Consider the following 13,815-nt stretch of genomic DNA (forward strand, 5'->3'; position numbering starts at 1 on the left):
CGCCAAAAAGAAGTAACCAAGAAAAAGGCGACCGCGAGGCGGCTGCCCTTCGGGTTCCCAAAAACGGTAGCCAGCCAGGGGGAGGGCCGCAAACTCGCTTCGCTCAGACATGCGTCCCTCTGATCCCCTGCCTGACTACCGTTTTTGGCAGCTGCCTCAATGCGGGGCAGGTCAAAGTCAACTGCCACTTCAAAATCAACTTCAACTTCAACATCAACTTCAACTTCAACATCAACTTCAACGGCACCATCATTCGCGGTGTGTTTTACCGGTGCACCTACCAGTCAAGCCGCCGTCAATTCCCCATACAACGCCGAAAATTCATTACTAAGCTTATGGTTCTTGTCCAGATGGATCATCGGCAGACAGCGTCCGTGTGATTCGCGAATCACGATCGAACTCGAGAGTTTGCTGTTGAGTACCGGCAGACCTTCGGCGATCAGTTCGTTGACCAGGCGTTGCGGGAGGTTGGCGCGCGGCTGGAACTGGTTGACGACGATGCCTTCGATGACCAGTCCCGGATTGTGGTCGGCGCGGATTTCGGCGACATTGTTCATTAGCGTGTAGAGCGCTTCGCGGGAAAAATCATCGCAGTCGAACGGGATCAGGCAGGTGTCGGCGGCGATGAGCGCGGACATCGTGAAGAAGTTATAGGCGGGCGGCGTGTCGATGATGATCTCGTCGAAATCCTTGGCCAGTTCAGTGAGCGCATCGCGCAGTTTGTAAATCTTGTGGCGCGATTCCAGCTTTGATTGCAGGTCGCCGATCGAGGCATCGGAGGGCAGCAGGAACAGGTTGTCGAACGGAGTCGGATGCACGTAGGTGCTGGCCGGTTTCGGATAAAAACTGAATCCCAGCATCTCTTCAAAAAAACCGGCGATGGTCGGCGTGACTTCCTTGGCGGCGTCGCCTAGCAGATAGCGGCTGGAATTGCATTGCGGGTCCATGTCGATGAGCAGGGTTTTCTTGCCATCATGGGCGGCGACTGCCGCCAGATTGACCGCAATGGTCGATTTTCCGCAGCCACCTTTTTGATTGAAAATTACGCGTTTCATCCGTGTTGTCCCCGTGGTGATCGATTCGTGGAAGTGCCCCGGCCAGTCCTGCTCAGCGTTCAGCCGAAGAAAGCGGAGTCATTATGGCAAACAATGACCACTTTACTGGCAGGTATTCGATGCCAGCCAACTATTTTATTGCCAGCTGGTGGCAGCGCGCGTGATGGGCGCGCAGCGGACGTCGCAGTAGCTTTCTGTCGCAGGCCACTACTTCTGCGGTACATTCGACGCCTCCCCATTCACGCAAAGCGGTCATGAAGCTAGCCACCCTCAAAGACGGTACCCGCGACGGCCAGCTCGCCGTTGTTGCCCGCGACCTGAAAACCGTCGTGCTGGCCGATGCCATCGCACCGACACTGCAGCGCGCGCTCGATGACTGGAACTTCATTGCCCCGCAACTCGACGACCTGTATGCCGAACTCAATGCCGATCGCGCCAGCCGCTCGTTCGGCTTCGATCCCGCCCAGTGCATGGCACCGCTGCCACGCGCATTTCAGTGGGCTGACGGATCGGCTTATGTGAATCATGTCGAACTGGTGCGCAAGGCCCGCAATGCCGAGATGCCCGACTCGTTCTGGCATGAGCCGCTGATGTACCAGGGCGGGTCGGATGATTTCATCGGCCCGACGGACGATATCGTGCTGGCAGACCAAGAGTGGGGTATTGATTTTGAAGGCGAGGTCGCCGTCATCACCGGCGACGTGTCAATGGGCAGCGATGCGGAACAGTCTGGCAGGCAGATCCGCTTGCTGATGCTGGTCAACGATGTCTCGCTGCGCAATCTGATCCCGGCCGAACTGGCCAAGGGTTTCGGCTTTGTCCAGTCGAAACCGGCGTCGGCATTTTCTCCGGTTGCGGTGACGCCGGATGAACTCGGCAGCGCCTGGAAAGACAGCAAGGTGCATCTGCCATTGCGGGCGATCTGGAATGATGTGGTGGTCGGTCAGCCTGATGCCGGCACCGACATGGTGTTCAGTTTCGCGCGGCTGGTCGAACATCTGGCGCTGACGCGCAATGTGCGGGCCGGCAGCATCATCGGTTCCGGCACGGTGTCGAACAAGGATGCCCGCAAGGGGTTCACCTGCATCGCTGAAAAACGCTGCCTCGAGATGATCGCCACCGGTGTGGCCACGACACCGTTCATGCAATTCGGTGACAGGATTAAAATCGAAATGCTCGACGCCGCCGGCAAGTCGATTTTCGGCGCGATCAACCAGCAACTCACGCAGGCCGCACCCGTCATCAGACGCGGTCGCCATGCCTGACGTCATCACAAGGAGAGACACATGAACCCGCTCGCCACCTCACTCGCCAACTCACTCGGCACCACCACCGCCGGACAACGTGCCGCATTGCCTGCCGCAATACCGATCCACGGTTTGCATCACTTTGCCTACCGCTGCCGCGATGCCGAAGAGACGCGCCATTTTTACGAAGACATGCTGGGCTTGCCGCTGTTTCATTACATCCGCGCGGACACCGTGCCGTCGACCGGCGAGTACTGCCCGTACGTGCATATTTTTTTCCGCATGACCGATGGCTCTTGCCTGGCCTTCTTTGATCTCGGCGATAACCAGCTCGCGGCACCATCGGCCAATACGCCTTCCTGGGTCAACCATATTGCGATGCGGGTCGACAGCGTCGCCCAGCTGGAGGCCATGAAGACGCGCATCGAGGGACATGGCATCGAGGTGCTTGGCGTGACGGACCATCGTATTTTTCGCTCGATTTATTTTTTCGATCCCAATGGCATCCGCCTCGAACTGTGCGCGCAGCTGGCCGACCCGCAGCAGATGCAGCACGAGCAGGAAGGTATCCACGCACGACTGGACGCCTGGTCGCTAGAAAAGGCCCAGCGCCTCGCCGATGCCAGCACGGCGCTGCCGTCCTGATGAAGCGAGATCCCTATCAATAACGCGACCCTGTGGTACCTGATCGTCGGCACGTTGCTGATCGCCATGGCGATGATGGAGTCGTTATTGCATACGCTGCCGTTCAGTCCGGCGATGCTGTACCTGCCGGTGGGCTATGTGCTCGGTCCGGGTGGCTTCGGGTTGATTGACCTGGATCCGGTCCGGCATGCCGGTGAGCTCACGCATCTGACCGAAATTGCCCTGCTGATTTCGCTCTTTACAGTGGGCCTCAAATTGCGCTTGCCGCTCAATGATGCGCGCTGGTGGTTGCCGGTACGACTGGGCACGCTGACGATGCTGCTGACGATCGGTTTGCTGACCGCGGTCGGTTACTTTTTGCTCGGACTCACCATCGGTCCAGCCATCTTGCTGGCTGCGATCATTGCACCGACTGATCCGGTGCTGGCGTCGGATGTCCAGGTGCAGGACCCGGCCGACTATGACCGGCTGGCCTTCAGCTTGTCCGGTGAGGGCGGCATGAATGACGGCACCACGTTCCCGTTCGTGATGATCGGACTGGGCCTGATGGGTGTGCCGATGGCGGCGCATTTCACCGGCAGCGGGATCGCAGCAGTCGGCATGGTGCTGTGGGGTATTGTGGCTGGCTTGCTGTGCGGCTGGCTGGTGGGTCGTCGGGTCGGACGGCTGGTGCTGTATCTGCGCCAACGTCATCGGCTGGCAATGGGCATGGAAGAATTTTTAACGCTGGGCTTGATAGCGCTGTCGTTTGGCATTGCCGAACTGATTCACGGGATCGGGTTTGTTGCTGTCTTTGCCACCGGCGTGGCGATGCGACGCATCGAGCACAAGGCCACCAGCAACGACAGTGGCGCTGCCGATGCGGCCAGCATGACCAAAACGCTGCTCGGCTTTAACCAGCAGCTTGAGCGCTTGGCCGAATTTGTCGTCGTGCTGTTGCTTGGCATCCTGTTGTCGGGCTGCGGCTTGTCGCGAGAAGGCTTGCTGGTCGCGCTGTTGCTGCTTGTCCTGATCCGGCCTGTTGCAGTCAACCTGTCCATGCTGGGGGCGACCGTGACGCGTTCGCAAAGGCTGCTGATCAGCTGGTTCGGCATTCGCGGTATCGGTTCGCTTTATTATCTGGTGTTCGCATTGCAATACGTGGCGTCGGTTCCGCTGGGCAGCCAGCAGCTTAGCGAACGTTTCGTGCCGCTGGTGCTGACCGTTGTGGCGGTTTCCATCATGGCGCACGGATTGACGTCGACGCCGCTGATGCAGTGGTATCGGCGTCGTCGTCGCCGGATTTGATTGGCGGGTCCCTCGAAAGTAACTATGCATGATGTTGTCATTGCCCGGTTTGCGCCGGGTTGTTCAGACCAACTGGTCCGCTGTCTGGCCGGCGCATGAGCGCCAGCCGGAGATCGCTTGACGGGCTAGGTACCGCCTTGATGCTAGTGCTTTGCATTTGCTGGGGATTGCAGCAAGTCGCCATCAAGCTGGCCGCGCCCAGCATGGGCACCGTGCTGCAGACTGGCGTGCGCTCGCTGCTGGCGGCGATGCTAGTGGGTGGCTTGATGCTGTGGCGCGGCGCGTCGTTCTCGGTGCGCGATGGTACGTTCTGGCCGGGAGTGGGTGCCGGGGTGCTGTTCGCCGCCGAATTTGCCTGCATTGCGCTGGCACTGACGCTCACGAGTGCTTCGCACGTCGTCGTATTCCTCTACACCGCGCCAATTTTCACGGTGCTCGGACTGCACTGGCTGGTGCCGGGAGAGCGGCTGCGACACGCGCAATGGAGCGGCATCCTGCTGGCATTCCTCGGCATTGCGCTGGCGTTTTCCAGCGGTTTCGATGGCTCGGCGTCGCCGGATAGACTGTTCGGCGACGCGCTCGGCATCCTCGGCGCGATCATGTGGGCGGCCACGACTATCCTGATTCGCTGTTCCAGTTTGTCCGAGGCAGCACCGACACGCACCTTGTTGTACCAGCTCGGTGTCTCGGCGATGCTGTTACTGCCGCTGGCTGGCGCGATGGGACAGATGGGGCAGGTCTCGATGTCCGGGCTGGCCTGGACAAGCTTGCTGTTTCAGACCGTCGTGGTGACGTTTGCCAGTTATCTGGCGTGGTTCTGGATACTGCGCAATTACCTTGCTTCGCGCGTGTCGGTATTTTCTTTTCTGACGCCGCTGTTCGGTGTCGCGTTCGGCGTTCTGATCTTGCATGAGGTGGTCGGTGCGCGATTTTTGGTCGGTGCATTACTGGTGTTGGCCGGGATTATTTTGGTCAATCGTCGGTGACCGATTGGCTTCTCGCAATGATCCATCTCAAAGTGATCGTGCGTTGTTTATCCTATCGCAATACGCGGAATGAATTTGAAATCGACTTGATACTGAATTACGGAGGAAATACTAGAAAGGTCAGTGGGGCGACCGACGGGGCTCGAACCCGCGACAACCAGAATCACAATCTGGGACTCTACCAACTGAGCTACAGCCGCCACTGATGAAGACTTCCTCTGCTAGTGCATCGAGGAAGAGGGGGAATTATACAAACATGTCGGCATGGTTGCAATGTCTATTCGCCGGTATCGGTGTGGTTTATATCCCTGTCTGCACGACCCGCACCGTCAGACCAAGCAAGCGCTTGAAAGCGCGCTCCAGATCGGCGGCACTTCCGCTTGTTAAGCCGTCGATCGATGGCGCTGACTGCCGTCGCAATAGTCCGTGCCTGTCCAACTGGCTGGCCAGTTGGCGTGCGACGGCTGCGCCGGTGTCGATGATGGTGACGTTGCGCGGTACCTGCTCGCGTGCGATGGCGGCGATCTGTTCCTGCACGAACGGGTAGTGGGTGCAACCCAGTACCAGCGTATCAGCACCTTGTTCGAGCAAGGGCACCACGCAGCGGCGTAACAGGGCCAGCGATTCCGGCAAATGCATCTGGTCCTGTTCGATGCGCAGTGCCAGGCCCGGGCAGGCCATGGGTAAAAAAGTGACGCCGGTCGCAGCCGAGAGTGTCTCGCGCAGGTGGGCAAAACGCGTGCTGGCCAGCGTTGCCTCGGTGGCCATGACACCGACCACTCGGGTCACCGAGCTTGCCGCAGCGGGCTTCAGGCCCGGTTCGACACCGACCACAATCAGCGCCGGATAGGCGCGCCGCAATGCCGCAATTGCGGCAGCCGTGGCCGTATTGCAGGCCACTACCAGTGCCTTTACCGGATACGCAGCAAGCAGGGCACCGATGGCCAGTGCACGTTCCTCGATCTGTCGTTCCGGTCGCCCGCCGTACGGTGCGAACTGCGCATCCGAAAAATACAGCAGCGCCTCCTGCGGCAGACAGGCGCGGATATGCCGCAGCACCGACAGGCCGCCGACGCCGGAATCAAAAACGCCGATGGGCGCGTTGGCGGCCATCGGCGTTGAGGTCGTTATTGACGTCACTGACGTGAAGGTCAGATGGCGACGACCGGGATCTGGCTCAGCGCTGATTTTGCAATCTTCTCCTGCCATTCTTTCGGTCCGGTGTTGTGCACCGAGATGCCGCTCGAGTCGACTGCCACCGTGACTGGCATGTCCTGCACGTCGAATTCGTAAATCGCTTCCATGCCGAGGTCGGCGAAGCCAACGACGGTCGCCGACTTGATCGCTTTCGAGACCAGGTACGCTGCGCCGCCAACGGCCATCAGATAAGCCGACTTGTGCTTGCGGATCGACTCGATGGCTTCCGGTCCGCGCTCGGCCTTGCCAACCATCGAAATCAGGCCAGTCTGTTCGAGCATCATGTCGGTGAATTTATCCATCCGTGTTGCCGTCGTCGGACCAGCCGGACCGACCGCTTCATCGCGCACCGGATCGACCGGGCCAACGTAATAAATCACGCGGTTGGTGAAGTCGACCGGCAGGGCTTCGCCTTTGGCCAGCATGTCCTGGATGCGCTTGTGCGCGGCGTCGCGACCGGTCAGCATCTTGCCGTTCAGGAGCAGGGTCTGGCCCGGTTTCCATGACGCGACTTCTTCCTTGGTCAGCGTATTGAGGTCGACGCGTTTGGATTTTTCGGTATCGGCGACCCAGTTCACATCGGGCCAGCTCGACAGCAGCGGCGGTTCCAGATAGACCGCACCGGAACCATCGAGCACGAAATGCGCGTGGCGTGTTGCCGCGCAATTCGGGATCATTGCCACCGGCTTCGAGGCCGCGTGAGTCGGTTGCATCATGATCTTCACGTCGAGCACGGTCGTCAAACCGCCAAGGCCTTGTGCGCCTATGCCCAGCGCATTGATCTTCTCGCACAGCTCGATACGCAATTCTTCGGTCTTGTTTTGCGGGCCGCGCTGGCGCAGCTCATACATGTCGATGTCTTCCATCAGCGATTGCTTGGCCATCAGCATCGCGCGTTCGGCGGTGCCGCCGATGCCGATGCCGAGCATGCCCGGCGGGCACCAGCCGGCACCCATTTGCGGCACGGTTTTCATAACCCAGTCGACCAGCGAATCGGATGGATTGAGCATCACGAACTTGGATTTGTTTTCCGAACCACCACCCTTGGCTGCGACCTGCACGTCCACGGTGTTGCCCGGCACCAGTTCCATATGGACCACGGCAGGCGTGTTGTCCTTGGTGTTCTTGCGCTCGAAATGCGGGTCGGCCACGATCGATGCGCGCAGCTTGTTGTCGGCAAAATTGTAGGCGCGACGCACGCCTTCGTTGACGGCATCGGTGACCGAGCCTTTGCCGAATCCTTCAAAGCGCACTTCCATGCCGATCTTCAGGAACACGTTGACGATGCCGGTATCCTGGCAGATCGGGCGCTTGCCTTCGGCGCACAGACGCGAGTTGGTCAGGATCTGCGCGATCGCATCCTTGGCCGCCGGGCTTTGCTCGTTGTCATAGGCGCGCGCGAGGTGGGCAATGTAATCGGCCGGATGGTAGTAGCTGATGTACTGCAATGCGGCGGCGACGGATTCGATCAGATCTTCCTGCTTGATGATGGTCATGGGGGCTCGATGGTCAGTGTTGCTGGTTGCGGGACATGTTCTGGGTATCGGTCATGATGCGATCACAAAACGCGATCGCCAGCGCCGAAAACAGAAACGCAATGTGGATGCCGGTTTGCGCCATCAATGTCTTGCTGTCGTAGTTGGCGGCGTTGATGAAGGTTTTGAGCAAGTGGATGGACGAGATGCCGATGATGGCCATCGCCAGTTTGACTTTCAGCACCGAGGCGTTGACATGCGAGAGCCATTCCGGCTGGTCCGGATGGTCTGATAAATTCATCCGTGACACGAAGGTCTCGTAGCCGCCGACAATGACCATGATCAGCAGGTTGGAGATCATCACTACATCGATCAGGCCGAGTACTACCAGCATGATGGTGGCTTCGTTGAGCTTGGTCGGGCGGGCGGCACCGACTGTCGAGACGGCATCGAGGATATGCTGCAGAGCAGCTTCGTTGCCCATTGCCGCGCCGATCAGATCAGTGAGCTCTACCCAGAAATGGAAAACGTAGACGCATTGTGCGAGGATCAGGCCAAGGTAAAGGGGGACCTGCAGCCAGCGCGTGGCGAAGATGAAATTGGACATGGCGCTGATGCGTTTCGGCATAGGGCTGTTTTTTGTCTCGGTTGTTGACATGGGAATAGTGTTCAGGGAGTGAGATTTTGAAAATCGCATTTTACACGCGTCACTCTGGCGTACTCTGCGTTGTGCGGTATCGTTTGCCCAATTCGTGAACTCAAGTGTATGTAAGGCTGAAGTAAGAGTGACCCCTTATCTTTTGCGCAAATAAATTCTTTTAATGAGGAGACAAGCAATGGCTGGCATCGAGACACTCAAGCAGGAAACGCGCATCTTCAATCCCTCCGATGCATTCAAGGAAGCAGCCACCATTTCCGGCATGGACGCTTATCACGCCATGTGTGCCGATGCCGAACAGGACTACGAAGGTTTCTGGGCCAGTCTCGCCCGCGAAAACCTGTCCTGGAAAAAACCGTTCACCACCACCCTCGATGAATCCGATGCGCCATTCTACAAATGGTTCGAGGATGGTTTGCTCAATGTCAGCTACAACTGCCTTGACCGTAACCTTGAAAATGGCAACGCCGACAAGCAAGCAGTGATCTTCGAAGCCGATGACGGCAAGGTGACCAAAGTCACCTATCGCGAATTGCATCAGCAAGTCTGCAAATTCGCCAACGGCCTGAAATCACTTGGCATCAAGAAGAGCGACCGTGTTGTCATCTACATGCCGATGTCGGTGGAAGGCATTGTTGCGATGCAGGCTTGCGCCCGGATTGGTGCCACGCACTCGGTGGTCTTTGGCGGCTTCAGCGCCAAGTCGCTGCAGGACCGCATCATTGATGCCGGGGCCGTCGCTGTCATCACCGCCGACCAGCAAGTTCGCGGTGGCAAGAACCTGCCATTGAAAGCCATCGTCGACGAGGCCCTCGCGCTCGGTGGCTGCGAGGCAGTGCGCCACGTTGTCGTTTATCAGCGTACCCACGCTGATGTGGCCATGACCGCTCAACGCGACATCGTCATGAGCACACTGGTTGCCGAACAATCCGATGTCTGCGAGCCGGAATGGGTTAGCGCCGAACATCCGCTGTTCATTCTTTACACCTCCGGCTCGACCGGTACGCCAAAAGGTGTGCAGCATTCTTCCGGCGGCTATCTGCTGTGGGCCATGCTGACGATGAAGTGGACCTTCGATATCAAGCCTGACGATATTTTCTGGTGTACCGCCGACATCGGCTGGGTGACTGGCCACACGTATATTGCTTACGGACCGCTGGCTGTCGGTGCAACCGAAATTGTCTTTGAAGGTGTTCCGACCTTCCCGAATGCCGGCCGGTTCTGGGACATGATCGCGCGTCACAAGGCGACTATTTTCTACACCGCGCCCACCGCGATTCGTTCGCTGATCAAGGCTGCCGACGCCGACGAAAAAATCCATCCAGACCGCTATGATCTGAGCAGCCTGCGTCTGCTCGGTTCGGTCGGCGAGCCGATCAATCCGGAAGCCTGGATGTGGTACTACAAAAACATCGGCCGCGAAAACTGCCCGATCGTTGATACCTTCTGGCAAACCGAAACCGGCGGTCACATGATCACGCCGCTGCCGGGCGCGACACCGATGGTGCCGGGCTCCTGCACGTTGCCGCTGCCGGGCATCACCGCTGCCATCGTCGATGAAACCGGTACGGATTTGCCGAACGGGCAGGGCGGTATCCTGGTCGTCAAGCGTCCGTGGCCATCGATGATCCGCACGATCTGGAACGATCCCGAGCGCTTCAAGAAAAGCTATTTCCCGGAAGAGCTGGGCGGCAAAACCTATCTCGCTGGCGACGGCGCAGTGCGTAATGCCGAGACCGGTTACTTCACGATCACTGGTCGCATTGACGACGTGCTCAATGTATCCGGCCATCGCATGGGCACGATGGAAATCGAATCCGCGCTGGTCGCGCATTCACTGGTGGCCGAAGCTGCCGTAGTTGGCAAGCCGGATGACACCACGGGTGAATCGATTTGCGCTTTCGTCGTGCTCAAGCGTTCGCGGCCGACTGGTGACGAGGCCAAGCAGATTGCCAAGGAGTTGCGTGACTGGGTCGCCAAGGAAATCGGCCCGATCGCCAAACCGAAAGAAATCCGTTTCGGCGACAACCTGCCAAAAACCCGTTCCGGCAAGATCATGCGCCGGTTGTTGCGCTTGCTGGCCAAGGGCGAGGAAATCACGCAGGACATCTCGACACTGGAAAATCCGGCGATTCTCGATCAGCTCAAGGAAGCACAATAGGGCGATCAGGTTTTCTCGGGCCGCGTTGTGCCCGAGATCACGGTTTATTTTGCAAGGTGGTCGAAATCGGCTGCAGGTTCTGGTGTTTGAAGCCGATTTTTTGCTATACTTCGGCGCTTCGCTGGAAGCCTGCTGGTCCGGTGAACGTAATACAGGAGAGGTGGATGAGCGGTTGAAGTCGCACGCCTGGAAAGCGTGTATAGGGTCAAACCTATCGGGGGTTCGAATCCCCCTCTCTCCGCCAAGGATGTTGTTTGAAAAAAGCCGGCCTAATCAGTCGGCTTTTTTGCGTCCAGACGTGACGCTTCAAGTCTTGGAATGCCGTCAGCATCGTGGGGTGCAATAACCGCAAGGCATTGCACCGCCATCGGATCACTCGGTGCAATGCCCTTCGGTTATTGCACCCTACGACGATTGGCTGTCGGCTGATCCAGTGGCGAGTTTGGTAGCATGGTCATAAAATGCCTGTGCCAACCTACGAGATGGCAATCCGATCGGTTCACGTCACTTTACTCGCAACGCTTAATTCGAGAAGCCCCATGAAATCCCTCTCCACACAAGACGCGACCGACTTTCTCGCCACCGCAACGATCACTGAAACCAGCATCGAGGACGGCATCGAGATTGCCCATCGCGGTACCAGCGCGGACGGCACGCCATTTGTGCTGATCAATGGCCGGGATGACGGCATGGCACTGCTCTTCACGACCGAGTTATCCAGCGCGCTCGATACGCTTGGCCTGCTCTGAACGATCTGTCGGCGTGCTCACGCAATGCCATGCCGGCACCCCACATTGATACGCCCACCTCGATCGAATCCCGCATGACCCAAAAACTCACCCTGTCACAACTCGAATCCTACCTTTGGACCGCCGCCGACATATTGCGCGGCAACATGGATGCCTCCGAATTCAAGGACTACATCTTCGGCATGATGTTTCTGAAACGCCTGTCCGACAGCTTCGACGAAGAACAGGAAAAGGTCATCGCGCACTATGTCGGCATCGGCAAGACCCCAGCGCAGGCAGCCGTGCTTGCTCAGGATGAAGTCGAGTACGACCAGACTTTCTTCGTGCCGGAGCAAGCCCGATGGAGTCGCCTGAAAGACCTCAAGCACGACATCGGCGCCGAACTCAACAAGGCCACCGAAGCCATCGAGGAACACAACGCCAGCCTCGAAGGCGTGCTGGTCTCGATCGACTTCAACATCAAGAACAAGCTCTCGGACAAAAAGCTCGGTGATCTGCTGTCCCATTTCGGCAAGCACCGGCTGCGCAACAGCGACTTCGAATCGACCGACTTGCTCGGCACCGCTTACGAATACCTGATCAAGATGTTTGCCGACTCGGCAGGCAAAAAGGGCGGCGAGTTCTACACTCCCAGCGAGGTCGTGCAGCTGCTGGTGGCGCTGCTGAAACCCCACGCCGGCATGCGCATCTATGATCCGACAGTCGGGTCCGGCGGCATGCTGGTGCAGACCCGCAACTATCTGGTTCGTCACGGTGAAAATGCGGCCAACCTGTCGCTGTACGGGCAAGAGATGAACCTGAACACCTGGGCCATCTGCAAGATGAACATGTTCCTGCATGGCGTCTTCAATGCGGACATCCGCAAGGGCGACACGATGCGCGAGCCGCAGCATGTCGAACACGGCGAGCTGATGACCTTCGACCGCGTGATTGCCAACCCGCCGTTCAGCCTGGCCGCATGGGGCAAGGACGAGGCCGAGAACGACGGCTTCGGACGCTTCCCGTACGGCACGCCACCGAAGGATTCGGGCGACCTCGCGTTTGTGCAGCACATGATTGCCTCGCTCAACAACGACGGCATGCTCGGCGTGGTCATGCCGCACGGCGTGCTGTTTCGCGGGTCAAGCGAAAAGGAAATCCGCAAAGGCATCCTGCACGATGACTACCTCGAAGCCGTGATCGGCTTGCCAGCGGGCTTGTTCTACGGCACCGGCATTCCGGCCAGCCTGCTGATCCTCAACAAACGCAAACCCGCCGAACGCAAACGCAAGGTGCTGTTCATCAACGGCGAACTCGATTTCGCAGAAGGCAAAAACCAGAACACTCTGCGCGAGCAAGATAGCGAAAAGATCCTCGCCGCCTTCGAGCAGTTCACCGACATCAAGCGCTACGCCAAAGTCGTCACCCTCGGCGAGATTGCCGAGAACGACTACAACCTGAACATCCGGCGCTATGCCGACACGTCACCGCCACCGGAAATCTTCGATGTGCGGGCCTTGCTGCATGGCGGCGTGCCGGTGCGGGAGGTGGAGGATGACTATATTCAGGAAGAGATTTTGCAGGGGTTTGATGTGACGGCGGTGTTTGTCAGGCGCGATGCGGAGTATTACGACTTCAAGGCGGAGATTGCTAGCAAGGAAGCGATTCGGGAGTATTTGCCTTCGGATAATCAGGCGTTGATCGGGCAGTTTGAGCGGTGGTGGGATAAGTATCGGGTGTCGTTGCGGGAATTGGATGCGCAGGTTGTGGAGGCTGAGGCGGTGATGAAGGGGTATTTGGTGGAGTTGGGGTATGAGTAATACTAATATTTCTGGATGGAAAAGCGGCACATTATCAGATGTTATTAAAATTAATTATGGAAAATCTCCAAAAGAGATTTTTAACAAGAATGGAAAGTATCCTGTAATTGGTACTGGCGGGATCACTGGCTATACAAATGATTACCTTCATGAAGGGGGAACAACCGTCATCGGAAGAAAGGGGACGATTGATAAACCGTACTTTGTGGCAGGTAAATTCTGGGCTATAGATACCACTTATTTTGTTTCTGATTATAAAAATACAAACGAAAAATGGCTTTACTACTCACTTCAAAATATTGATCTTGTAAAGTTTAATGAAGCTAGTGGCGTACCAAGTTTGAACCGAGAAACGCTATATGCGATTCCTTGTCTTTTTCCGACGCTCCCAGAACAACAAAAAATCGCCGCCATCCTCACCGCCGTTGACGAGGTAATTGAATCCACCCAAGCGCAAATCAACAAACTGAAAGACCTAACCTGAATTTTGCATAAAAAAGGGCAAGAATGCCGTAAGTGATTGATAAAATGTGAGTTATCGAGAAACACACTCATC

12 protein-coding genes and 2 tRNA genes are annotated in these 13,815 nt (G+C 57.6%); 9 read left to right on the forward strand and 5 right to left on the reverse strand.

Translation table 11 applies throughout. The annotated features are described in order from the left end of the window. Positions 1-284 precede the first annotated feature (284 nt). Entirely contained in the window at positions 285-1,055 is a 771-nt protein-coding gene (locus tag QN370_RS19980; RefSeq protein ID WP_322126829.1) for a ParA family protein, read from the reverse strand. Between the two features lie 254 nt (positions 1,056-1,309). Here QN370_RS19980 and QN370_RS19985 point away from each other — a divergent pair, with 254 nt between their 5' ends. The 4 genes from QN370_RS19985 (at position 1,310) to QN370_RS20000 (ending at position 5,220) form a co-directional block, all read left to right on the forward strand. Then, the gene (locus QN370_RS19985) at positions 1,310-2,320 is read left to right on the forward strand and encodes a fumarylacetoacetate hydrolase family protein (RefSeq protein ID WP_322126830.1); all 1,011 of its coding nucleotides are present in this window, start codon (positions 1,310-1,312) and stop codon (positions 2,318-2,320) included. Between the two features lie 21 nt (positions 2,321-2,341). Further along, on the forward strand, positions 2,342-2,947 hold the full coding sequence (locus tag QN370_RS19990) for a VOC family protein (protein ID WP_322126831.1): 606 nt from the start codon (positions 2,342-2,344) through the stop codon (positions 2,945-2,947). 54 nt (positions 2,948-3,001) lie between these two features. Beyond that, on the forward strand, positions 3,002-4,234 hold the full coding sequence (locus tag QN370_RS19995; RefSeq protein ID WP_322126832.1) for a cation:proton antiporter: 1,233 nt from the start codon (positions 3,002-3,004) through the stop codon (positions 4,232-4,234). 95 nt (positions 4,235-4,329) lie between these two features. Beyond that, a complete protein-coding gene (locus QN370_RS20000) occupies positions 4,330-5,220 on the forward strand; it encodes a DMT family transporter (RefSeq protein WP_322126833.1) in 891 nt (296 codons plus the stop codon). A gap of 124 nt (positions 5,221-5,344) precedes the next feature. On the opposite strand, the gene QN370_RS20005 is transcribed toward QN370_RS20000, so the two are convergent. From QN370_RS20005 to QN370_RS20020, 4 genes are all read right to left on the reverse strand, one after another. Then, a tRNA-His gene (locus QN370_RS20005) sits at positions 5,345-5,420 on the reverse strand. A 100-nt stretch (positions 5,421-5,520) separates the two neighbouring features. Then, positions 5,521-6,429: a glutamate racemase gene (gene murI, locus QN370_RS20010; protein ID WP_322126834.1), complete on the reverse strand. Its 909-nt coding sequence runs from the start codon at positions 6,427-6,429 to the stop codon at positions 5,521-5,523. Then, on the reverse strand, positions 6,372-7,913 hold the full coding sequence (locus QN370_RS20015) for a fumarate hydratase (protein ID WP_322126835.1): 1,542 nt from the start codon (positions 7,911-7,913) through the stop codon (positions 6,372-6,374). Before QN370_RS20015 ends, murI begins: the two co-directional genes overlap by 58 nt. 13 nt (positions 7,914-7,926) lie before the next feature. Next, the gene (locus tag QN370_RS20020) at positions 7,927-8,499 is read right to left on the reverse strand and encodes a TIGR00645 family protein (RefSeq protein WP_322126836.1); all 573 of its coding nucleotides are present in this window, start codon (positions 8,497-8,499) and stop codon (positions 7,927-7,929) included. A 229-nt stretch (positions 8,500-8,728) separates the two neighbouring features. Between QN370_RS20020 and acs the strand changes: the two genes are divergently transcribed. The 5 genes from acs to QN370_RS20045 all read left to right on the forward strand — a co-directional run bounded on the left by acs (position 8,729) and on the right by QN370_RS20045 (position 13,743). Then, a complete protein-coding gene (gene acs, locus QN370_RS20025; protein ID WP_322126837.1) occupies positions 8,729-10,711 on the forward strand; it encodes an acetate--CoA ligase in 1,983 nt (660 codons plus the stop codon). Between the two features lie 154 nt (positions 10,712-10,865). Beyond that, positions 10,866-10,955, forward strand: a tRNA-Ser gene (locus QN370_RS20030). Between the two features lie 295 nt (positions 10,956-11,250). Further along, positions 11,251-11,460, forward strand: coding sequence for a hypothetical protein (locus QN370_RS20035; protein ID WP_322126838.1), 210 nt, complete (start codon positions 11,251-11,253; stop codon positions 11,458-11,460). Between the two features lie 74 nt (positions 11,461-11,534). Next, entirely contained in the window at positions 11,535-13,259 is a 1,725-nt protein-coding gene (locus QN370_RS20040) for a type I restriction-modification system subunit M (RefSeq protein ID WP_322126839.1), read from the forward strand. Next, positions 13,252-13,743 carry a restriction endonuclease subunit S gene (locus QN370_RS20045; RefSeq protein ID WP_322126840.1) on the forward strand — a complete coding sequence of 164 codons (492 nt, stop codon included), beginning with the start codon at positions 13,252-13,254 and terminating at the stop codon, positions 13,741-13,743. The genes QN370_RS20040 and QN370_RS20045 overlap by 8 nt, the downstream gene beginning before the upstream one ends. Positions 13,744-13,815 lie beyond the last annotated feature (72 nt).

Origin of the sequence: Actimicrobium sp. CCI2.3 (genome assembly GCF_035019065.1) — a bacterium.
Lineage (GTDB): Bacteria > Pseudomonadota > Gammaproteobacteria > Burkholderiales > Burkholderiaceae_D > Actimicrobium.

What these genes read in the sequence shown, in the direction of transcription:
- QN370_RS19980 (WP_322126829.1), bottom strand. Translation starts at nt 1,055, where the DNA reads ATGAAACGCGTAATTTTCAATCAAAAAGGTGGCTGCGGAAAATCGACC.
- QN370_RS19985 (WP_322126830.1), top strand. Translation starts at nt 1,310, where the DNA reads ATGAAGCTAGCCACCCTCAAAGACGGTACCCGCGACGGCCAGCTCGCC.
- QN370_RS19990 (WP_322126831.1), top strand. Translation starts at nt 2,342, where the DNA reads ATGAACCCGCTCGCCACCTCACTCGCCAACTCACTCGGCACCACCACC.
- QN370_RS20000 (WP_322126833.1), top strand. Translation starts at nt 4,330, where the DNA reads ATGAGCGCCAGCCGGAGATCGCTTGACGGGCTAGGTACCGCCTTGATG.
- murI (WP_322126834.1), bottom strand. Translation starts at nt 6,429, where the DNA reads ATGGCAGGAGAAGATTGCAAAATCAGCGCTGAGCCAGATCCCGGTCGT.
- QN370_RS20015 (WP_322126835.1), bottom strand. Translation starts at nt 7,913, where the DNA reads ATGACCATCATCAAGCAGGAAGATCTGATCGAATCCGTCGCCGCCGCA.
- QN370_RS20020 (WP_322126836.1), bottom strand. Translation starts at nt 8,499, where the DNA reads ATGTCCAATTTCATCTTCGCCACGCGCTGGCTGCAGGTCCCCCTTTAC.
- acs (WP_322126837.1), top strand. Translation starts at nt 8,729, where the DNA reads ATGGCTGGCATCGAGACACTCAAGCAGGAAACGCGCATCTTCAATCCC.
- QN370_RS20035 (WP_322126838.1), top strand. Translation starts at nt 11,251, where the DNA reads ATGAAATCCCTCTCCACACAAGACGCGACCGACTTTCTCGCCACCGCA.
- QN370_RS20040 (WP_322126839.1), top strand. Translation starts at nt 11,535, where the DNA reads ATGACCCAAAAACTCACCCTGTCACAACTCGAATCCTACCTTTGGACC.
- QN370_RS20045 (WP_322126840.1), top strand. Translation starts at nt 13,252, where the DNA reads ATGAGTAATACTAATATTTCTGGATGGAAAAGCGGCACATTATCAGAT.